The following is a 22971-nucleotide window of genomic DNA, read 5'->3' on the forward strand; positions in this document are numbered from 1 at the left end:
CTATTCCGTTCAGCGCCGGTTGAATAGAGTCAATAATTCTTTTAAAATCAACATGATGAAAAACTGTATATGCGACAACAGGAACGAAAACAAGAAACAATCCCCACTGCGGAATGAGCCGCCAGTTTGTAAGAACATCAGCCATCTTCGCTTCGTGAGCGCTCTTTGCAGATACATTGAATGCCTGATTTCCCTGCCACGAAAGTTTTGTGTAGATAAGTCCCAGCATACCGATAAAGAAATACCAAAAATTAAAATCTTTTACATTACTTGAGTTGAACGGATTAATCAGCGACGAATCTGGTGGTGCGCTTGTCAATGCATCTGAGATCTGGGTCCAATTTACCTGCATCATCAATGCAATCACAATCAGCACGAAGACAATATTGACAAAAACGCCCTGAATGAAATCGGTGAACATCACAGCGATTTGTCCGCCTGAGAAAATGAAGTAGATAGGAATAAAAATTACTATCAACATTACAACAGCGAACATTGAGACAGGTATACCGAGAATATTTATATAATCAGGCAAGCCGCAAAAGTAAATAAAAAAGCGTGCACTTACCGCAGGAAAAATACCGAGATTAATAACACCTGATACGAATGCCAGCAATCCCGCAAAAATACGAAACTTACGGCTGTAACGGATTTCGAAAAACTGAGCCATCGTAAGGGCTCGTGTTTGCCGGAAGCGATAGACAACCCAGCCGAGAACGCTCATACCGACGAGTATAACTGCCGTCCACATTTCCCACCATCGCAGGTTGAAACCGGCAACATAATTCATCTCGAGCGCACCGACGACAGTTATTGCACCAAGTGCCGCAGTGCCTTGAAACATGCTGATAACATATCTGCCGCCTGTTCGACCCGCGGCAAGAAAATCTGTCACACTTTTCACAAGTCGTTTACTGATTAGCACCATGCCGAGCATGAGTATTAGTAAAGCGAGTACTATCGACCAATCAATCCAAGTTAAGTTCAATTATTTCACTTTCTAAATTATTTTATCTTTGTGTTCCTGTGCGCCATTAGCAGTAATATTTTTAACCGTAGAGATCGCAAAGTGACGCTAAGAGAGTATTAGTCTTTCCAGGTTCTTCCATCCTGAGAGATGTGCCACTTAGCTTTGCCATTCACCTCAGTTGCAATCACTTCGTATAAATTGGAAGTACTCTGAATTAATGGAACATTATATCCATCCATTTTGAGATCAGTTAGACCAAGTTCTTTTAAATCGTCTGTATATTTATGATTCTTCTCGAAGTATTTCTTCTCTTCATAATAGATTTGACGCAAAGCCCACTTAATATTTTCATCAGTATTAAATTTGAATTGTTCTGCTTCAATTCCGGCAAGCTTATCAGAAAACTGAACGAATCCCCACATCTCCGGACAATGCATGTTGATTAATCCCTGCGGCGACCAAACCCAGTTATCTTCTGGAAAAGATTTCCCAGTTTTTGGATCGGTTGTTTTCTGATATTTTCCGTCTTTTACATCAGTCTTCCATTCCACTCGGGAAAAATTCACCCGCCACTGGTCGCCTGATTTCGGCGGCAAATCTTTATGAGCGCATTCTTTCAGAACATCCCATGGGAATGCTATTTCGATTGTCCATCCTTTATCTTTGTCGTATGGCTGATTAACCGTACCGTCAATATGCACTGCTGATTTCAATCCTTTTATATCCCAAGCATTAACAGCCGGACCGCCATCACGGTATGGCTTGATTAGCAACAAATCCCAAACTGTGTTGAGTGCATTCATCTCAAATTCATAATACTCATGAGTATCACCATCAGGATCGATGAACACTTCAAAATCATTGTCATAGAAAATTACCGCATCCCGCTCAGTCAGGTTTGCCCATACATCGGGTTCTTCAAGTTCCGTCGCAATGTAAAAATATTTTTCATCCCACAGCATTTTTACTTTTGTTTGAAATCGTGGATGAGGTTTATATTCACCTTCAATATCAACAAAGGTTTCTGTCCATTCAGTTTTCTCCCAGTTTTGCTCATCGATTCTACCATCTATATTAATCGGTGAGGCGGTTTTATAACAAACATACGCTTCGGGTGAAAAATCTATTTTCGGATTCGTAACGGGTTGAGCGATAAGTTGTACACCGGTTAGCAGTATTAATAAGAGATATTTTATCATATAATTTTTAAGAATATAACCTTTATTTGGTTGCTCTGAAATTAAATCCGCGATAGTTCAATCGCTGATAATGCGGCTGCAATCGTTTCATGAAATCAGAAAAATCTCTCTGTGACTTTTCCGACCAGACCACTTCACTCATCGCAAGCATTCTTGGCAGAACCATGTATTCAACATGTTTTGTGTTGGGCATATATTCACTCCATACGTTGCCCTGCGCGCCCAAAATATGTTTGGCTTGTTTCGGTTTAAGCCCTGATGGCATCGGTTCAAATCCATAAACTTTCTCTACCGGTAAGAATCCACCTATTGCTTTCGGTTCACTATCAGGATTTGCCTGATAATAATCAAAATAGCAATGCGATGTCGGAGACATTATAACATCATGATTCGCTTTCGCAGCGGCAATCCCGCCTTCCGTTCCGCGCCATGACATAACGGTTGCACCCGGAGCAAGACCGCCTTCAAGTATTTCATCCCAACCGACAAGCCGCTTCCCTTTCGATCTTAAAAATCTTTCTATCCTCTGGACAAAATAACTTTGCAGTCTATGCTCGTTGCCGAGTTTATTTTTCTTAATTCTTGCCTGACACTTCGGACATTTCTTCCAGCGTTCCTTCGGGCATTCATCTCCGCCTATGTGAAAATATTTGCCGGGAAACAATGGAATCACTTCACTTAAAACGTCTTTCAAGAATTTGAATGTGCCTTCGTTCCCGGCACAATAAACATCTTCGAAAACTCCCCATGTTGTTTCCACTTCAAACGGACCGCCGGTGCATGAAAGCTCTGGATATGCGGCAAGCGCGGCAAGTGCGTGTCCGGGCATTTCGATCTCCGGCACGATTGTGACAAAACGATCTTGTGCATATTTAACCACTTCTTTGATTTCATTTTGGGTGTAGAAACCTCCGTAAGGCGTGCTGTCGCCCATTGTTTCTTTACGTTTTGATCCGATTTCTGTCAACTTCGGATATTTTTTTATTTCGATTCTCCATCCCTGATCTTCGGTAAGATGCCAGTGAAATCTGTTCATCTTATATGATGCAAGAAGATCAATGTACTTCTTCACGAAATCTATTGGAGCAAAGTGCCTGCAGACATCGAGATGCATTCCACGCCAAGTAAAACGTGGTTTGTCTTCGATAGTTACGCATGGAATTGACAAGAGTGTATCTCTAATCGGATCACCTTTATAAATTTCCGGCGGGAGAAGCTGGAAAAATGTTTGCACACTATAAAATAGACCTGCTGGTGTTGAAGATTTTATGACAACCGATTTCTCCGTCGATGAAAATTGGTATCCTTCTTTACCGAGGCGTTTCAGGTTTGGATCAAGAGAGAGGATGATTGCATTTCCGGATTTCTTTTTTGATGTAGTGATTTCAAAAGGATATCCGGTAGCGGTTCGCAATCGCATGGCAAGCATTTCAGCGGTTTGTCGAAGCTGTTTAACTGCAATAATTATTCTCGTGCTGTCATTCAACGTAAACGAGCCATCGTGCTGTTCAATGTACGATGGTTTTGGGATGATTGAGATTGAGTTTTCCATACTAAAAAGAGTTGAAAAAAATATTAAGCTTGAAAATATTGAAATGACCAGTTTTAACGTCATAAAATTTGTTTTTGCTGTTAACCATAGTTTTAAATTAGAGAAATATCGAAATATTCAATCATTATTCCAAGATATTTTTTACATCCTCTCATAAAAAATATTAATGTTGTATTTTGAAACTTACCTTTATTCCTTGTATATTTGCCTATTCAAATATTCATTCTTCTATAATTAACGCTAATTTTAATTACTGCTAAATTTCCATTATAGAAAGGTATCCTTGTATGAAATCGTTTTTATTCCTTTTGATATCTATCGTTTTGATTCCTTCTTCAATCATTGCTCAAACCCATGACGAAATGGAATCGCAGGTTCCTGAACTCAAAGATTTTCACACGGTGATTTTCAAGCTTTGGCACGATGCGTGGCCCAACAAAAATCTCAAATTGATGCAAGAACTTGTGCCCGGTATTGACAGCCACCTTGTAAAACTTCAGAAAGTGGAATTACCCGGCATCCTCCGCGATAAAAAAACAAAGTGGGTTGATGGCGTAAAATCTCTGAGCGAAGTCGTCTCCGAATATAAAAAAGCTGTTGCCACAACAGATACACAGCGAATTATGGATGCCGCAGAAAATTTACATTCGGGTTATGAAAAGCTCGTTCGCACTATTCGCCCTGTATTGAAAGAAGTGGATGAGTTTCACAAAGTACTCTATCCGCTTTATCATTATTACATGCCGAAATACGAAAAGGACAAGATAAAAACTTCGGTTATCGAACTTTCGGCAAGGATGGATTCTCTTCTTAAATACGAATTACCGGAACGCATGATATCGAAACAAAAAGCTTTTCAATCGAAGCGAGCGCAATTAGCTAAATCAGTGAAATTCCTGGTGAAGGTTGTAAATGAAATAGACGATGAAACAACGGTTGTAGAAGCGATCAAGAAAATGCATACCGATTATCAGGGACTCGAAGGAATTTTCAATTAAGTGAAACATTCCGCCTCAAATTATCGTTACTTAAATAGCCGCAAAAATGGAAAGCGGCAAACATATCAATCAATTATTATGGAGAAAGACTATGAAAAAAATGATTGGAGTAAGTATATTACTCTTCATGGCAATCTTTATCGGAAACATTGCTGTGGCTGAATCTATTTTCCCTTACAAATTTGTGAAAGAAACTTTACCGAATGGTTTAACGGTAATTTTAGTGCCGATGGAAAGTCCGGGCTTGGTCGCGTACTATTCCGTTGTGCGAACAGGAAGTCGTGATGAAGTTGAGCCGGGCAAATCGGGATTCGCTCATTTCTTCGAGCATATGATGTTCCGAGGTACCAAAAAATATCCCGGAAACGTTTACGATAGCATAGTCACAAGCATCGGCGCCGATGCCAACGCCTACACGACTGACGATTACACATGTTATCACATGAACTTCGCAAAGGATGATCTGGAAACGGTAATTGATATTGAATCAGACAGATTTCAAAATTTATATTACGAAAAGCAGCCGTTCCAAACCGAAGCGGGAGCAGTATACGGCGAATACCGTAAAAATGTAACCCAACCGTTCGCTCTTCTGAACGAAAAAGTTCAAGACCTAGCGTTCGATTTGCATACTTATAAACACACAACAATGGGTTTCGAAGCTGACATCAAAGCCATGCCGGAGCAATATGAATATTCTTTATCTTTCTTAAACCGATTCTACCGACCTGAAAATGTTGTAATTCTTATTACAGGTGATGTTGATTCGGACGGAACTATAAACCTGATAAAAAAATATTACGGCTCATGGCAAAAAGGTTATGTTTCACCGGCTATCCAACCTGAACCACCGCAAACAAAAGAACGAACCGGTGAAGTAGCATACACCGGTAAAACTTTACCGATAATCGATATCGCTTACAAAGGCGACGCGTTTGATCCGGATAATAAAGATTATGTTGCCGCGATGCTGCTGGGAGACATTGCTTTCGGAGAGAACAGCGAACTTTACAAAAAGTTGGTTATTCAGGAACAGAAGGTGCAATTTCTCGGTTCGGGAATTCCGATGAACCGCGATCTGCCACTTTTCGAAATCTATTCTATGATAAAAAGTGAAGATGATATCAACTACATACGCGATGAAGTTTTTAAAACCTTAGAATCATTTAAAACTAATCCGGTCGATGATAAAAAGCTTAAAGATCTGAAAAAACGAAATAAATATGGTTTCTTAATGGGTCTGGATACACCTGATCATGTCGCCGGCGGACTTGCCAGGTTGGTCGCAATCACAGGCGGTATCGATATTGTTGATCGGTTATACACAAAACTTGAAAATATTACAGCGGAAGATATTCAAAAAGCCGCGCAAAAATATTTTACTCCCGAGCGGCGCACAGTTGTTGTTTTGAAAGGAGCCAAATAATGAAAACGATATTTTACGCAATCCTCTCTTTATTCATAATCACGATTACTGCCATGACTTTTGCCGAACAAAAAATATCGGATAAGGACTTAGTGCTGCTGCCTGTGAAAAACGATCCTACTATTTCCTTCCGAATCTGGTTCAAAGTCGGTTCACAAAACGATCCGAAAGGAAAAGAGGGCTTAGCCAACATTACGGCACAAATGTTGACGGATGCCTCAACCGATAAAAATAGTTACGAGCAGATACTCGACAAACTTTACCCTTTTGCCGCCGGTTACTCTGCAACGGTCAATGTGGAGATGACCATAATCGAAGGAAGAATCCATAAAGATAATCTTGTTGAATATTATCCGCTGTTCATGGATGCTATTTTGCATCCGGCATTTAAACAGGAAGATCTCGATAGAATCAAAAGTCAAATATTAAATTATATCGAGAACACTTTACGATATGCCAGTGACGAAGAATTGGGAAAAGCAATTCTTTACAACGATATATTCGCGGGAACAGGTTATGGCCATCTTACATCCGGAACAATCGAAGCATTGAAAAGTATAACTTTGAATGATATCCGGAAATTTTACAAAAAATATTACACTAGGAATAATTTCGTTATTGGAGTCGGTGGTGGATATGATGTGAAGTTGATCGATGAATTGAAAAATAATTTATCAACTCTACCGGATGGAATTATAAAATCTCCGGCTAAACCGCGACCGCAGAATATCAACGGACATCAATTCACAATGATAGAAAAAGACGCCCCGGCTACGGCAATCAGCATGGGCTTTCCGATCAATGTATTACGCGGAACAAAAGATTGGTACGCGCTTGCAATAGCAACATCGTGGTTGGGTGAGCATCGCAATTCAAGCAGTCATTTGTATCAGGTTATACGCGAAGCACGCGGATTGAATTACGGTGATTACGCATATATCGAGAATTTCCCTAACGGCGGAAGGCGCTCAGTGCCGCCGCAGAATGTAAGCAGGAGCCAGCAGATATTCGAAATTTGGATTCGCCCCGTTCCCAACGAAACCCGTCACTTCACACTGCGTGCCGCACTCCGTGAATTTAAGAAGCTCGTGGATAACGGCATGACAGAAGATCAATTCAACCTGACAAAAAAATTCTTAAAGAATTATGTTCTCCATTACGCGCCGACTACAATGGAGAGGTTGGGGTATGCCATAGACGATAAGTTCTACAATGTCGATGGAAGTCATTTGGAGTTGTTCCGAAAAATGATGAGTGAATTGAAACATGAAGATGTGAATGCCGCGATTAAAAAACACTGGCAAACTAAAAACATACAGGTTGCGGTTATTACAAAAGACGCACAGTCATTTAAAAACGCTTTGATTAACGATGTGGTAAGTCCGATTACTTATAAGACTCCGAAACCGGAATCGGTTCTCGCGGAAGATAAAGAGATCGGTTCTTTTCCGATAAAGGTTAAGCCGAATCAGGTTAAAATAAAAAAGGTTGAGAACCTATTCGTTAAATAAACAGGTCAAACTTAGTTAAATCGAAATATAAAATGGGCGGGTTGTTCGTCAGATCGGCGATATACCTGCCTTTATTATTTTCATCAAATCTTGTCAAAGTTATCGGGAACTCTAAAAAGTGATAAAAACCTGAGACGGCATCTTTTGTTAAACCAGCGTGTGGGAAACTTTTCGATAATACTTGTTTCTTGAAATAGAAATCGGTAAAATAGAGTAGCATAAATATACGTTTCTGCTTCCATATTGAACGAAATCCATGTTGAAATAACCAATAATGGCAAAGAATCGATCACGACTGACGGTAGCAATTCTAGATTTGGCATTCCTCTGCTTTGCAGCGATAGCACTGCACCATTTATATCAAAAACCTTTTTTACCTGAACATTATGCAGAAAATTATCCATCGGTAATCAACGGTATTAGCGTGTTGAACGACGAGGAGGCAGAATTCATACTCAGCAATCTACATCCGGGAGATGAGATTGTTATTGAAAATAATATAAAAGGTACGCGGAACAAAGTACAACTTGAATATTATTATCCGCGAGCATTTATTATATTTGATGGAATAATTATAGTTTTAATCTTCGTTGTCGGAGCTTTTGTTTATTATCGAAAACCGGAAGACAGATCTTCGCTGGTCTTTCATTTAGCTTCAACCGCACTTGCAACCGATATAGTTGGGGCGAAAACACTTTACACAATCAACCCTTCGTGGATAGGATATCCTGCCGCCGTAATATTCTTTCTCGCTTATACCATCGTTCCGGTTTACTTTTTGCATTTCACATTTGTTTTTCCTTCCACGAGATGGAAGAGTTATAAAAAAATAATCGGCTTGCTTTATACAGTCGGAACGGCTATCGCACTTATACATGCTTCAAAATACCTTCAGGCGGCAAGGGCACAATCAGTTGAGCTTTACCGCGAGACCTCATCGATCTCTATGATTCAAAACGGCTTCGTATTTTTGTTGCTCCTCTTGGGAATACTCAATTTTATTTATTCATATCAAAAAGCGGAATCTCAATCGGATAAGAAAAAAATCAGATGGATACTTTACGGTCTTTCTATAGGTCCCTCTCCTTTCGTTTTCTTCTGGGCTTTACCGATCGCCCTGGGATATTCTCCGATCATATCCGAAATTCTTTTTAAAATTTTTGTACTATTCATCCCGATCACTTTTGCCACCTCGATTTTGAAGTATCACGCGATGAACATCGATCTAATTATCAACCGCAGTTCCGTATATCTTATAGTGATCGGTATCGGGCTGGTCACATACATCGGAATCGTCGCTATTATCGCCAAAATTGTTACCGTGTTTACGGTGCAAACATCTTTAATTGTCTCAACAATTACCGCTACGATGATCGCATTATCGTTTGAACCGATCAGGCGCCGGGTTCAATTAATCGTCGACAGATTATTTTTCCGTGTTGAATATGATTTCAGGCAGGCGGAACTGCAATTTATAGATGATATAAAAAAATGCGTGAATATTCAGAATCTTGCTACGCTGTTAATAACCAAAATTGACGATCTTTTGCAGACTGAACGGATCGGGTTTTTCCGTTACGGTGACGGTAAACATTTGTTGCTCCTCGCGCATCATAATTTTGATCTTTTAGAAAAGCACAGTCTCCGTATCGACACCGAAAAATTGGGGATTCGGCTCGATCTTCCGATTGCGGTGAAAAATAAAATAGAAGCCGGTATTTTGCACGAAACACCTGATGAGAATATATTTCTTCGCTGGGGAATAGTGCTTGTTTTTCCGTTGATATCAGAACAAAAAGAGGTCATAGGTTTTCTTTCACTGGGTCAAAAAAAATCGGGATTACGTTATTCACGCGAAGATATTGACCTGCTGAATTCTATCGTAGTCCAATCTACATTGACAATCGAGCGCATTGAACTTCAACAAAAGTTATTAATTGAACAAGCCGAAACTCAACGCTTGGAAGAATTGAGCAAACTGAAATCTTACTTTGTATCGAGTGTTTCGCATGATCTGAAAACTCCTCTTACATCCATAAAAATGTTTGCCGAACTTCTTAGAAACGGTAAAAATATTTCTAAGTCGGACACTCAAGAATATTTAGAAATAATCGAAGGCGAGAGCGAGCGACTGACAAGATTGATAAACAACGTTCTAGATTTCTCTAGGATAGAGCGGGGTGTAAAAGAATATCATTTTACCGAAATCGAATTAAATTCACTCATAAAACATGTATTGAAGATAATGCATTATCAATTTAAGATCGATAAATGCACAGTGCACACTGACCTCTGCGGCATGGATTGCTATCTCAACGCCGATAAAGATGCGGTTACGGAAGCGCTCATAAATCTGGTCACGAACTCAATAAAATATTCATACGACATAAAAGAAATCACAATATCAACATACAGAAAAAACGGTTCGGTGGCTCTCGAGGTGAAAGACAGGGGAATCGGAATTTCTGATGAAGATATTGCTCATATTCTAAAACCTTTTTACAGGGCAAAAGAAAGAAAAACTCTCGGCGCCGGCGGCACCGGGTTAGGATTGGCAATTGTAAAACATATAATGGATGCTCACAACGGTAAAATAGAAATTCAAAGCTCCCCTGGCACAGGAAGCGTTTTTACATTATTATTTCCACTCAGCATGGAGGAATAATATGAAAAAAATATTAGTGGTTGAAGACGATCCGGCAATTTTAATCGGACTGGAAGCGGCTCTGCGAGATGAACATTATGAAGTAATCACAGCCACCGACGGAGAAAAATGTCACAGAATAGTTAAACAGGAAAAACTCGACTTGATTATTCTGGATATCATGTTACCAAAAAAACACGGTTTCGAAGTTTGCCGCGATTTACGGAAAGAAGGATTCGACACTCCGATCCTGATTCTTACAAGCAAGAAAGAAGAAGTGGATAAAATATTGGGATTTGAATTAGGTGCCGATGATTACGTTACAAAACCGTTCAGTATCCGGGAGCTACAAGCCAGAATCAAAGCCCTCCTGCGGAGGAAAGGAGAAATAAAAAAGGATATCGAAGAATTTACATTCGGTTCCGTTCACATCGACTTTAAAAAACAAGAAGCATTCAAAGGTGAAATACGGATAAAATTTTCAACCAAAGAGATGGAAGTCTTAAAATATTTGATACTGCGTGAAGGTGAAGTTGTAACCCGTGAAATGCTTCTGGAAGAAGTGTGGGGATACGATAATTTTCCCACTACCCGCACAGTGGATAATTACATACTTTCATTGAGAAAAAAAATTGAAGATTTGCCGAACGAGCCGAAACACTTGATTACAGTGCATACGGCAGGATATAAGTTTATCAGATAAAATAGTTACTCCGGTATTATTCATATTTCGTTTAATTTCGAAATAAGATGATCGATTTTTTACAATTCCATGACAATTTATTAACCGGACTGAATTACATTATAATCAAGACAACATACTTCAAACTTATTGGAACGAGTTATGTTTAAAATCTTTGTTATTTATTTTTTTCTAATGTTGATAATAGGCACATCTATTCTGCCTGCTCAAACCGATTCAACTGCCGAAAGTTCATATAAAATCACTTTATCCGACGGATCGAATTTTATAGGAACAATTTTAACAGAAACACAATACCAGATCAAGCTTAGAACCATTTCAAACATCGAAATGATTATCCCTAAAGATCAAATTAAATCGATGATAAAGTATTCCGGAGAAATTATCTTCGGAGTACCGTATCGTTCCGATCCGAACCGCACCAGATTATTTTTTGCACCCACCGCCCGTTCATTAAAATCGGGACAAGGATATTTTTCGGATTATGAATTATTTTTTCCAATGCTTGCGGTTGGAATCGCCGATCGCATAACTCTCGCAGGTGGTATGTCTTTAATTCCCGGAGCAGAAGAGCAGGCACTCTATTTTGCGCCTAAAATCACGGCAATCCATTCAGAAAAATTTGATGTTGCGGGGGGTGTATTGTTCATTCACGTCCCCGACGATGAATCGTATAATTTTGGCATCGCGTACAGCGTGGCAACATACGGTACAGATCGTGCCGCCCTCACGTGCGGATTGGGTTGGGGATTTGTTGAGGGTGAATTAGCAGATGAACCGATAATATTATTGGGAGGTGAATTACGTGCATCAAATTCTGTTAAATTTATTACAGAAAACTGGATTCCACCAAATTCCGGCGTGGCGTTGTGTTCAATCGGTATCAGATTTTTTGGAGATCAGTTAGCCGCCGATTTAGGTTTGCTGACTCCGCTCGGCGGCGCAACAAAGGGGTTTCCATTCATGCCGTGGGTTGGTTTTGTTTATAATTTCGGACTTGAATAAGTTTTTATTATCACGGATTTCTTCTGAATAAAATGGAGATCATAATGTCAATTAGATTTAAATTGTTATTTTATTTATTGTTCATGTTTCTTTCCGTATCGAATAATTTACATGCTCAAAATGATATATTGACAGTGATTCTCAGCGCTAAAGTTGGATCATCAATCAATCTGAACGAAAGAAACAAATATTCCCTTTTCCCTCAATACGAAAATTTTGATTCCGCTACAGTTCACAAAGTTGATAACGGATCTTATTTCATAAGGTTCTTTTTACATGATGAACACGGGACCAGTATCGATTCGAATGTTTGGTATTCTGAAAAACTAATAACGACAATTTCTGAAAAGATAGATCATTACGATCAATTAAAAGATGGCAGTTACAAAATTGGAGATTCGGATGCAAAGATGATATATATAAAAACTGATAACAGGATTTCGGTCCCCGCTGTGGAATCTCCATTTGAAAAACAAGTTCAGAATCAAAATCAAAATGATCAGATAGATAAAGCATGGTCGGATGAGTTACCATTTCCGAAATACGTTGGAGAAAAAGAAACGACTCGGTGGCATTTAGCTTTTGGTGTCAATGTTAGTTCAATTTCTTATGATTTCAGCGGGGTGAATAGAGCATTCTCGGCAATTGAAGATAAATATCGATCTCAAGGTTATACAATTACCCCACACAATCAATCGTTTAAAATATCGCCATGGATAGGCGCAACACTCCAGATCAGAGTCTATAATGATTTACATTTTATTGTTGAGACCGGAAATCCAATGAGCAGCGGAGACTGGGCTTATGGAAGCGAGAAATTTTATATGGTTACAGGATCTTTACTTTATCATTATTATCCTTCTGATAAAAAATGGATGAGGACATATCTCAGCTTTGGAGTAGGAAAATATTATTACGAAATCAATCGCCGCTACGGAATCAACAATCGAATTAGTGAAACATCTCAAGACGGATCTTTTTACTATCTGGAAAATCTCAGCAGTTCCGGAGGCAGTACCGGTTATCCGCTCTCATGCGGTATCGAGTTCATTGGCGAGAGCGGATTATCGTGCAGTATTTTCACGAATTACACATACGCACCACCAATCGAGATCCAATTGGTGAATGGCGGGAAATCCACTGTCTGTTTAGGTGGAGTCCGCGTAGGTGGAAGAGTTTCTTTATATTTTTAACCATTCAGGGAAAAAATTATGAAATCAACCTTATTACTTATTTTTCTTGGAATTGTTTTAATAACCTTTGGTATAACCGGATGTTATTATTCAGATAAAAACATCACACAGCGTTCTCAATTGTGGTCTGCAAAAGAAACAGGACCAATCACTGTGCTTACGGCAGATAGTTCACTTTACACGTTGGATTCTTACACTCTTACCGACTCCACTCTTATTGGAATTGGTAAGATCCGAAAAAAAGAAGTTCCATCTCTTTTCCATGGTAATATAAAATTAACGGAAATAAAATATATTCACGCGAGAGAATCAGATTTTTTAAAATCGATTATAGCTGTAGGTGGCATAGCAGCCGTCGGCTCACTTGTAATATCGAATCTAAATGGAACGAATGGAGCTACAGTAACTGAGGATATTCGGCATTACCCGGAATACTCCGGTGGTGGAAGTTCTTGTCCGTATATTTATAGCTGGAACGGTAACCGGTTCATCCTTGATGGTGAAGCGTTCGGCATCGCTTTCGGGAAATCGCTTGAGCTATGCACATCAACTGTTTTATCTTCTCTTAAAACAGAGAATAAATTATTGAAAATCAAGATTTCCAACGAGCGTCCCGAAACTCACTACATAAACAAAATTGAATTGACGGGTGTTGAGACCAATATGAATGCTGCGGTTCACCTTGATGAATTCAATAATGCGTGGGCTATATATACTCCGGTAATCCCCTTAAGCGCGAGCGACAATACGGGTAAAGATGTTTTAGAAAAGGTACTTTATGTAGATAATGAATATTGGGAATCAAATAATATACCTACCGTTACAAGTTCGAATTTTGATGATATCATAGAACTCAATTTTATAAACCATCGAAAAGACGCGTCATTAATTTTGACTGCCATCAACACGGAATTCAGTCAGGTTGTATTTAAGAATGTTTTTGAATTTCTCGGAGATCAATCGCTCTCATTTTTGCAGTCTGTAGAAAACAATCCTGAGATGATTAACTCTCTGCAAAAATGGATTGTGGAAAGTTCAATGAAAGTCAGTCTTTGGAACGGCAGTGAATGGAAGCAGGTTGGATTGCTGCATCCCGAAGCCACAGCGGTTCCGTTTTCGCGGGTTGTCAGAGTTAATGGAGGTGAAATCAAAAGCGATACAATAAAAATACAACTTAGTTGCCTTGCCGATGTTTGGAAGTTAGATAGAATCCAGATCGACTGGACACCGACTCAGCAATTAATTCCAAAATCTATTAAAATCATCTCGGCGATCGGACCAAATCAAACTGATTATTCCGCGCCATTGGCGGAAGTCGATGATAATTACACGGTGTTATTACCACCGGAAAGTATTGAATTGAATTATGAGGCGATAAAACCGGAAACGAACAAAAAGATGGTTTATATTTTAGGTGCTCAGGGATACTTGCACGAGTGGTTTCCGCAAAATATATCCGATCAATCGTATTTAACTAATCTACAAATACCCGCGGTACAACGGATTGATTATTTAAATATACTGCTCGGGAATAAATCGATGTTTTTACCACCAATTTACGCGGAGTGGGCTGAAACAAAACCCGGAAGATGATTACGAAAAAAGCAGAACTCCGATTTCTTACTAAGAAGAAATCGGAGTTCTGAATTAGAAGAATCTCTTGCGATTCAAATGATATTATTTCATGAATAACATTTTCTTCGTCTGCGTGAATGAACCTGCCTCAAATTTGTATATGTACACGCCGGATGGTACCACCGAACCGAAATCATTGCTACCATTCCACGCGATTTCATATTTCCCCGGTTTAAATGTTCCGTTCATCAATGTTGCAATACGGTTTCCAAGAATATCATAAATAATCAAACTCGCATTGCCGCTTCTGGGCAGATCGACAATTATTTTAGTTGTCGGATTAAACGGATTCGGATAATTTTGCGCTAATTCGAATTTCGAGGGGATACCGTCATCAATAATCTTGACAGCGTTTGAAGGCGTAAAGTTGGCTATTGCCGATTCGAGTAAACCTTGAGCGTACTGAGTGTTGTGTATACCGCGACTGAGATCGCTCATAACGAAATCATAATTAAATTTCGCCCGTTTAAACTCATCTGTCGTGGAATCAGCCGGTGAAGCTGCGGCGAGCTTAAGCGATAGTACATTTGCAATGCTGTCGATCATCGTTTGAACTCCGCGATAATCGAATGTTGTCGCTAATGTATCAAAATCGCTATGGCAGCCGACGCATGATTTTCCGCTTGGTTCAAAAGTATGACCAGTTTTAGCCGGTTCTGACGGACCGTTATACGGTGCTGAAAACATATGGCATGTTATACATTTGTCGGTGATTACGTCCTTATGTGGAGAGCTCTGATAATTATATCCCGCATACTCGTAGCCGCCTTTTGCTTCGAACATATACGAAGCAGTGTTATGAACTTCATTCCCCGGTGTTGGATTTGCCGGGTCGTACTCGGGATTATGACATTTCTGACATAACTGATCTTTAGCAATTCTCAACTGTTTATCGATCGCTTTTGAATGCGGATCATGACATGCGACGCACGAAAGAGGTACTGCGGCATTACCCGGAGGACTTGTCACATGAGGCACTAAATTTATGGTATCCTTTATAAATTCCATAAATCCCTGGTAGGTATGACAACCGGAACAACTTGAATCGCTACGAAACATGTTGGTTAGAAAAGGTGAGGCATTCGTATCAGAAAAAGCATGCTTCGAAATCTGCCACTCGGGATATGTTGGTTGCTGATCACGTTTATGGCAACCACCGCAGAGTTCAGCATTTGGATTTTGGAGTGAACCTTTTATTGGTCCGGTAGCAGGATGATTAGCCGGTGCTGTGGAGCCGATTTGTACGGGTCCATGACAATTTTCGCATTGTACATTTATTTTCTTCGCGAACTCAGTTGTATTGGCTACTGTAAACGTTCCATCCAGATTGTTAGTGATATAATCATCGGCGCCTTTATTCGCTTTTGTCGTATCCCAACCGGTTAGATGGCATGGCGCGCAATCGATTTGGTTCTTGACGGATGGTAGCGAATCGTACCCTATCGAATGTAAAGTTTGCGCCCATTGAGTGTACTGTATTCTGCCGGCACCTGCATTGCTATGACATGATTTACAGGAGTTAACACCCGAATAATTTTGTGCGAAGGCGGATTGTGAAATTAAAATTATGAACGCCGCTAAACTCAAAATAATTTTGGTAATTTTCATATCTTTACCTTTCAGTGATTAAATTTGATAACCGTGAATTATTTACCGATAAAAATTCCATTACAATTCTCATACAACATACATCGATCTGTTAAATCCAAAATAATGTACAAGGTAATCGGGTAAATTGCAACTGCTATGCCACTAATATATCTTTGTATTTTTTTTCGGAATGCCGATATTTTAATAAATTTTGAGTGTTTTAAATAAGATGAACCGATATCTGAAGATAAGATTCGGAAAAATGAGTTATATCACGCATATTCTATTAAATCTGATCTGATAAAACGATTTTAAATATTCAGATAAAATGAAAGAGAGTGGCTTAATGAAAAACCACTCTCTTCACCTAATTCACATGATCCACCAAGTCACTCGGTGGAAGCGATGTGCTCTATTTTACTTCATCAGTATCATCTTACGGGTAAACGATGTTGTACCGGCTTCCATCTTGTAGAGATAGATACCGCTTGCAACACTCATACCTGCATCGTCTTTTCCGTTCCATGTAACTGATTGATAACCGGCGCTTTGTTCGCCATCGAAGAGCGTCGTTACCAGCATACCAAGTGCATTATAAACTGAAATCTTGACATGCTCTGCCTGCGGCAGTTCATAACGGATTTGAGTTGTTGGATTGAACGGGTTCGGATGGTTTTGCCGTAACGCAAATTCCGTCGGTACTCCGAGTTCATCACCAACACTGGTTACCATTATTGAAACTTCATTGGAATAATTACTTTCGTTACCTGAGAAATCGAAAGCTGATACTTTGTAATAGTAGGTCGCACCCACCGTCACCGCGGCATCGGTATACTGAACATCGGCAGTTGTACCTAATGGTGTACCGCTTGGAATAAAGTCTGGTGTAGTGCCTCTATACACCGCAAAATATTTGAAATCGGTATCAGTCGGAACACTCATATCTAAACGAACAACACTGCTGCCGCTCTGTGCCGCAATTGCCGGAGCAAACGGAGCAAGATTATCTATAGAGTAACCGCTCATCGTCGAAGAAGTATAGACCACGTTTGTTGCTGTATAACCAACGACCTCGAACATGGTAGTCACCAATCCCGATGCCGTTGAATCATATAGCGTTGGTACAACAAGTGAATATATTGTTTGTTTGAGTGCTTTGAACTCACCCACTTTTGTCCAAACACTGCCGCTCAATAAAACCGCATTACCACCGCCAACTTTTTGCAACATATCTCTGTAAGAGGATGCTGTAACTATGGTTTTACCAAGTGCTACTCCGGCTGAATCTTGTCTGAGAACTAAATAGTTCGTAACAGGATCCGGATAATTTTCTGCCGGGAATTTATTCCAGACTATTTGAACTTGTTTGCCCTGATCGTTTGGTATATCGGTAATCGAAGCTATTGAGGCAGCTCCGGCTCCCAGCTTTACCATTTCGATTGAAGAACGTAACAATGCCGAGGCATACTCATAATTATGAACACCATAGCTACCATCGTTGACAACGAAGAAGTAGTTGTATGCCGCAGCTTTCTGCACAGTCGATAAAAGCGATGATGTATGAGTTAGCGGTTGAGTAGTATCACCTGTTGTTGCGTGCGGTAATAATACTCTTAACTCTTCCAGTAATGCCTTTATCTTATCTTGGCTTTGTTCAACAAATTCTAACGAGACAGTACCGTGACATTCTTTACATCCAACCGGATTGAGTATATCATCAGTAGCATCATCGGGTGTATCATTATCAAATGCAACCCTAAAGGTATGGCCACCAAGCTTGCCTCTATACTGACTGAATGGAATACCGGGCAATAGAAGTGTATCCGCTCCGGCAATTGTTGCCATATGACACTCTACGCATGTACCCGAAATGCTTGAGTGGGATGAATTACGATATTGATAACCTGGGAATTGCAATCCGCCCCACGTACCAATTCCGCTCGTTCCTAAAGTAAACGGTGTACCATTAACACCAGCAATCATTGGACCCTGTAGTGAATAATGTAAACCGCGCCCACTGATTCGAGTCTTATGACATCCATCGCAAGCATCGTCAAGAGAAGCAACTCTCAACTGTGCAAAATTTGCATCGCTATGAGGATCATGGCAAGCTGTACATGTAACCGATTGTACATCTGGGTACGGCGCACCTGTAACATTATGACCTAAGTTTTCAGTAACAAAACCCTGAGCAGTATGGCATTGGGCGCAATTTGCGCTGTTCATGTGTTCCTCCTCACCGGGTTCACCTTTCGCTTTTGCATGGGCAGTACTGCCCCACTCATAATTTTTGATGTGTCCGAATTTTCGACCATGGCATTGACCGCAAACATCTGCAGAGTAACTGACTGCAATTTTATTGTTCGATTTATCGCCCATGTGCAAACTGCCCGGACCATGACAATTCTCGCACTGTATATTTGAAACGTTTGCAAGTGTTGGGAAATTTGTTTTAATAGAATCCCAAACACCCGGATGTTGCGGACTTGGAATTGCAAAACCTAATCCTGTTGCAACATCATCCCATCCACCATTGACGGCAGTTCCGAGCGCATCGTAACCAACCGTATGACAATAAACACAGTTCCCTGAATAATGGTCACTGCTATCTACATTATATGCGAATATACCTGCGTGTCCGGTTTTTTCCCAATCGGCCATTTTAGAATCATGGCATCCGAATCCACAAGATGCAGGATCTGTTGCGGGTCCTGTAATATTTCCTACACCAACCCAATAAGCTGAGTTGATGTAAACGGTTGTTGCACCAGTACCATGACTTGTAGTTACGGTAAGATCTACTTTATATTCTCCGGTTGTATCCGGGATAAAATATGTTGTTGTATCTGTATGAACGATTGTTGCAAATCCACCGGGTGGATTTGTCAATGTCCAATCTTCAGTAATTATTGTATCAATCCAACTATTAATAGGATTGGTTCCGGAAGTATATAATGCTAATGCTTCCAACCAAACTTTTTGTCCCTTGCCAACATTTGGTAAACCACTTGATAAAGTGTTAAACCTCCCTGCGGCTTTTAGATCGGGTGAAACTCCTTTTACATTTATTCTTACAGTCTGGATCTGTCCGTAACACAGACTCCCCATGGCAAGAATAAGAAGAAGTATTAGAACATTTAATGACAAACGTGACATAAAACATCTCCTTTAATATGTACGTAATAATGAGTTAACCGGATAATTAGCGCAATATATATGCCATTTATCCAATGCAGCGGAATATACAAATTTAATTGAATTTTGCAAATTCTATCTTCCGATATCTCATCACTGATAATAACTGATGAGAATTTTAACTCACCATCCAACCCACTCGTAAATAGTCTTGATCAACTCACTTAATTACTCGCTACAGACTCGTCTGCAATCAATTTTAAATTGTAGAATTTTCTGTCCGAATTTTTGAGAAATTTTCAATTTATTTTTTTGCTTTATGAAAATCATCATTTCTTAAATGAATAGAAGATATTTTCATGAAAAATATTCTGGCATACAAATGAAACCTTCATGCTATCAAGAATGGAGAACGGTATGAAGGTAAATCTTAAATATGGATTTTTTTTAATCCTGGTTAATATGATCTCGCTTAATGCGTTATCTCAAAACCTCGGTTCAATTCGAATTCCATCATCGCAACTCGATTATGAATCTCGACATTGTATGAGATGTCACGATGGTTCTCGCGGACAAACGATTGAACTACGACCGGTAAACGCTCCGATTGAATTTGACCGCGGATTATGGATGAGAACAAAAAATCATTCTATCGGGATGTCGTACTCCGAAACTGAAAATAAAAATCCCCGAGAGTATGTACCGGTAGGTGCATTGAATCCGAACATTAAACTCATCGATGGAAAAATTGGGTGCTTGAGCTGCCATGTGGCAAAACCACAGCTGCTTGCATCGTTATCGGTTGAAACAAATTCTGCGGATAATGAATGTGGAGTTGATGTCGAAGGAACAACTAAAGCTTTTAAGGGAAACCTTTGTCTCTATTGCCATAGAAAATAATAATTCATTTTAAATAGCCCCCTCCATAATTCGCCGAGAAAGTTATCTCTTTCGGCGAATTTGTTTTGCTTTCTTTTTTAAAACTTTTGCTTCGTCACTTTTACCGACTTTCTCTAATAATTCTGCCCGAAGCATAGGAATTCTGTAATCATATGGTGAAAGTTCTGCGGCTCGGTTCATCTCCTCTTCTGAAACGCTGAGTCTACCCATCATTCCAAACAAATATCCCAAATAACAATGCGCAATCGCAATGGTATCGGATTGTTGCAACACTTTTTTTAGAATATCCAATGCTTGCGTGGTATCTCCCTGTTTCGCCGCAATCAATCCCGATAAACTGAGTGCTTCAATTGAACCCGGAATAATTTTAAGAGCAATTGAAATATTTTTATCTGCTATTTCGATGTTCGATTCCTCAAGCGCAACTTCGGTCAAGAGAATCAGTGGTTCTGCAAAACCAGTGTCAATAGAAGCTGCTTCTTGCGCATATTTTTTCGCAGTATCAAGTTCTCCGCGATTGAACTTCATACCTGCCATATTATAAAGACGTAGCGCATGTTTGTCGGGTTGACGAGAAAACTTGTGTTGTACAGTCAGATTGCGTTTCCCTTCAAATCGCTCACGGACAAACTCGAACAATTGTTCCCTACCCACGATAGTGAAACCAGAAAGATGATAAACAATCTTTCCTTGTTCATCTATAACAAATGTAGTTGGGACTGCAATAACACCATATTGGCGAAATGTTTTAAGCTGTTCATCGAAAACAATTGGAAATGATATTTTCTTCTTGCTTATTGTTTCGACAATCCGTTGCTTCAACGAGTCGGAAATTGCTTGTTGCTCTACACATACTCCAACAGCATCCAACACTTGCGTATGATAGCGATTATATAATTCTTCTACCGTATCAATCATTTCAATTGAGTCGTGACCCCATGTAGCCCAGAATAAAACGATCGTAAATTTTCCGGTAAACCGTTTCTCGGTTGAAAAAATGTTCCCGTTTATATCCTTCAGACTGAAATCCGGAGCTTGCGATTGCATCGCTAATTGGGAATAGACCTGTGTTACGGTGATTAAAAGAAATATTAAATATCTCATTTGACTTTTAATAATTACCATCACCCATTCTTTCAACGTGGATAACAATTATTCCTCATCCGTTTTTTCAATAAGGGTCTCGTTTTTATTTCTCTTATAACTAAATGGTGCATGGCATCCCGGAGAACATTTTCCGCCATTCGGTTCTTTCTCGAACTTGATCGGTAGCATCCACTGGCCGAATGGAACCGCCTCGCGGATGTGTCTGTCATAATTGCTCGCATGAGTTTCATGGCATGCACGGCAGGTTCGCCCTTTAACTTTTTTGTTGACATGAAGATAATGAAGATTCCTGCTACCATCCCGGAATCCCGTTAATGTCATGGTTGCAGGATCTTGTACGAGTGTATTTTGGTGACAGTTGAAACAAAGCTCATATTTCTCCGGAGCAAAGGGTGAATAAAACTCCGGCGGGTATGTTTGAGTTAAGAGGCGGAAATTTTGCGAGCCATGAACTTCATGGCATCCCGAACAGTCGCGTTCGCGGATTGGACCGTGCCAATTGATATTTTTATCGAACAATGTCTTCATATCCGAGAGTTTGCTGCCTTTCGCAACCAACTGCTTATCATGACATTTCAGGCAAAGCGTCATCGGTTCTTCTGTAAGTTGTTTTATATGGTTTGCCGTGTGCGGAGAATGACAAGCCATACACTTTTTTTCTTCATCAAGAGCTAAATGCTTCACCGACATTTTAGTCGTTGAATTTTGAATCGCAGGATGACAAGCAAAGCATTGATCCGGAGGGTTTGAACTTAATAAAAATTTTGCATCAGCACTGTGTGGATTATGGCACTTAGCGCAATTTTCACGTGCAGGTTTATGCATATTTTTTGCTGCCGCGAATGATTCCTGAAAATCTGTGTGACATTGAAAACAAAGCTCGTTAGTCTCTTTCGAAAGCAATTTCGATTTCTCGCTCATGTGCGGAAGATGACACGATAAACATTCACCTTCTGCTGCCGGTCCATGTGTGAATTTTTTAGTCATAAGATTTTTGGGGTGACACGAAAAACAGAGATCACTTGTTGAAGATTTCCTTAATTGAAATTGTCTATCCGACTGGTGAGGGTCATGGCACTTCGTGCATTCTCCTTTCGCAACAGGCAAATGTAGGTTTCCTTTTTTCTCCATCGGTTCGTGACATTTATTGCATGTCTCTTCTGAATTTTTTATCGGAACAAATTTATGTTTTTCATCTTTTACAAGTTGATGGCAGGTAATACATTCACCAACCGCAGCAGGGCCGTGCACAAATTTTGCCTTGCCAATACCGCTATGACACTTTGCCGTGACGCAAGATTCTTTTGGTTTTTCCTGGGCAAATCCTGTATTGCCTAATTTCAATGAAAGAATTAAAAAAGACACAATAATTATACAAATTATACGTTTCATATCAAGCACCC

The 22971-nt window shown here is 39.8% G+C and carries 17 protein-coding genes; 9 read left to right on the forward strand and 8 right to left on the reverse strand.

Going from position 1 to position 22971, the window contains the following annotated elements:
• The 3 genes from HZB59_12905 to HZB59_12915 form a co-directional block, all read right to left on the reverse strand.
• On the reverse strand, positions 1-988 hold a 988-nt coding region (locus HZB59_12905; GenBank protein MBI5022327.1), incomplete at its 3' end, for a sodium:solute symporter.
• A 98-nt stretch (positions 989-1086) separates the two neighbouring features.
• On the reverse strand, positions 1087-2169 hold the full coding sequence (locus HZB59_12910; protein ID MBI5022328.1) for a carbohydrate-binding family 9-like protein: 1083 nt from the start codon (positions 2167-2169) through the stop codon (positions 1087-1089).
• Between the two features lie 22 nt (positions 2170-2191).
• On the reverse strand, positions 2192-3784 hold the full coding sequence (locus HZB59_12915) for a beta-N-acetylhexosaminidase (protein ID MBI5022329.1): 1593 nt from the start codon (positions 3782-3784) through the stop codon (positions 2192-2194).
• A 224-nt stretch (positions 3785-4008) separates the two neighbouring features.
• On the opposite strand from HZB59_12915, the gene HZB59_12920 reads away from it, so the two are divergent.
• The 3 genes from HZB59_12920 to HZB59_12930 all read left to right on the forward strand — a co-directional run bounded on the left by HZB59_12920 (position 4009) and on the right by HZB59_12930 (position 7656).
• Entirely contained in the window at positions 4009-4719 is a 711-nt protein-coding gene (locus HZB59_12920) for a hypothetical protein (GenBank protein ID MBI5022330.1), read from the forward strand.
• A gap of 91 nt (positions 4720-4810) precedes the next feature.
• Positions 4811-6145 (forward strand): insulinase family protein, encoded by a 1335-nt coding sequence (locus tag HZB59_12925; protein MBI5022331.1) that lies wholly within the window; start codon positions 4811-4813, stop codon positions 6143-6145.
• Positions 6145-7656, forward strand: coding sequence for an insulinase family protein (locus HZB59_12930; protein ID MBI5022332.1), 1512 nt, complete (start codon positions 6145-6147; stop codon positions 7654-7656). Before HZB59_12925 ends, HZB59_12930 begins: the two co-directional genes overlap by 1 nt.
• On the opposite strand, the gene HZB59_12935 is transcribed toward HZB59_12930, so the two are convergent.
• Positions 7649-7876: a hypothetical protein gene (locus HZB59_12935; GenBank protein ID MBI5022333.1), complete on the reverse strand. Its 228-nt coding sequence runs from the start codon at positions 7874-7876 to the stop codon at positions 7649-7651. The two genes, HZB59_12930 and HZB59_12935, sit on opposite strands and share 8 nt — an antisense overlap.
• Before the next feature lie 54 nt (positions 7877-7930).
• Between HZB59_12935 and HZB59_12940 the strand changes: the two genes are divergently transcribed.
• The 5 genes from HZB59_12940 (at position 7931) to HZB59_12960 (ending at position 14794) form a co-directional block, all read left to right on the forward strand.
• Complete coding sequence (locus HZB59_12940) at positions 7931-10321, forward strand: HAMP domain-containing histidine kinase (GenBank protein MBI5022334.1); 2391 nt, start codon at positions 7931-7933, stop codon at positions 10319-10321.
• 1 nt (position 10322) lies between these two features.
• The gene (locus tag HZB59_12945) at positions 10323-11003 is read left to right on the forward strand and encodes a response regulator transcription factor (GenBank protein ID MBI5022335.1); all 681 of its coding nucleotides are present in this window, start codon (positions 10323-10325) and stop codon (positions 11001-11003) included.
• A gap of 141 nt (positions 11004-11144) precedes the next feature.
• Positions 11145-12008 (forward strand): hypothetical protein, encoded by an 864-nt coding sequence (locus HZB59_12950; protein MBI5022336.1) that lies wholly within the window; start codon positions 11145-11147, stop codon positions 12006-12008.
• Between the two features lie 44 nt (positions 12009-12052).
• Positions 12053-13201 carry a hypothetical protein gene (locus tag HZB59_12955; protein MBI5022337.1) on the forward strand — a complete coding sequence of 383 codons (1149 nt, stop codon included), beginning with the start codon at positions 12053-12055 and terminating at the stop codon, positions 13199-13201.
• Between the two features lie 18 nt (positions 13202-13219).
• Positions 13220-14794: a hypothetical protein gene (locus HZB59_12960; GenBank protein ID MBI5022338.1), complete on the forward strand. Its 1575-nt coding sequence runs from the start codon at positions 13220-13222 to the stop codon at positions 14792-14794.
• Positions 14795-14878: 84 nt separating this feature from the next.
• Here the strand turns inward: HZB59_12960 and HZB59_12965 are convergent, their stop codons facing one another.
• Positions 14879-16444 carry a T9SS type A sorting domain-containing protein gene (locus tag HZB59_12965; protein MBI5022339.1) on the reverse strand — a complete coding sequence of 522 codons (1566 nt, stop codon included), beginning with the start codon at positions 16442-16444 and terminating at the stop codon, positions 14879-14881.
• Positions 16445-16843: 399 nt separating this feature from the next.
• Complete coding sequence (locus tag HZB59_12970; protein MBI5022340.1) at positions 16844-19582, reverse strand: T9SS type A sorting domain-containing protein; 2739 nt, start codon at positions 19580-19582, stop codon at positions 16844-16846.
• Positions 19583-19978: 396 nt separating this feature from the next.
• Between HZB59_12970 and HZB59_12975 the strand changes: the two genes are divergently transcribed.
• Complete coding sequence (locus HZB59_12975) at positions 19979-20461, forward strand: hypothetical protein (GenBank protein MBI5022341.1); 483 nt, start codon at positions 19979-19981, stop codon at positions 20459-20461.
• Positions 20462-20503: 42 nt separating this feature from the next.
• On the opposite strand, the gene HZB59_12980 is transcribed toward HZB59_12975, so the two are convergent.
• Positions 20504-21586 carry a redoxin domain-containing protein gene (locus HZB59_12980; GenBank protein MBI5022342.1) on the reverse strand — a complete coding sequence of 361 codons (1083 nt, stop codon included), beginning with the start codon at positions 21584-21586 and terminating at the stop codon, positions 20504-20506.
• A 27-nt stretch (positions 21587-21613) separates the two neighbouring features.
• A complete protein-coding gene (locus tag HZB59_12985) occupies positions 21614-22960 on the reverse strand; it encodes a hypothetical protein (protein MBI5022343.1) in 1347 nt (448 codons plus the stop codon).
• Between the last annotated feature and the right edge of the window lie 11 nt (positions 22961-22971).

It is taken from the genome of Ignavibacteriales bacterium, assembly GCA_016214905.1.
In the GTDB taxonomy this organism is placed as follows: Bacteria; Bacteroidota; Ignavibacteria; order UBA10030; family SZUA-254; genus PNNN01.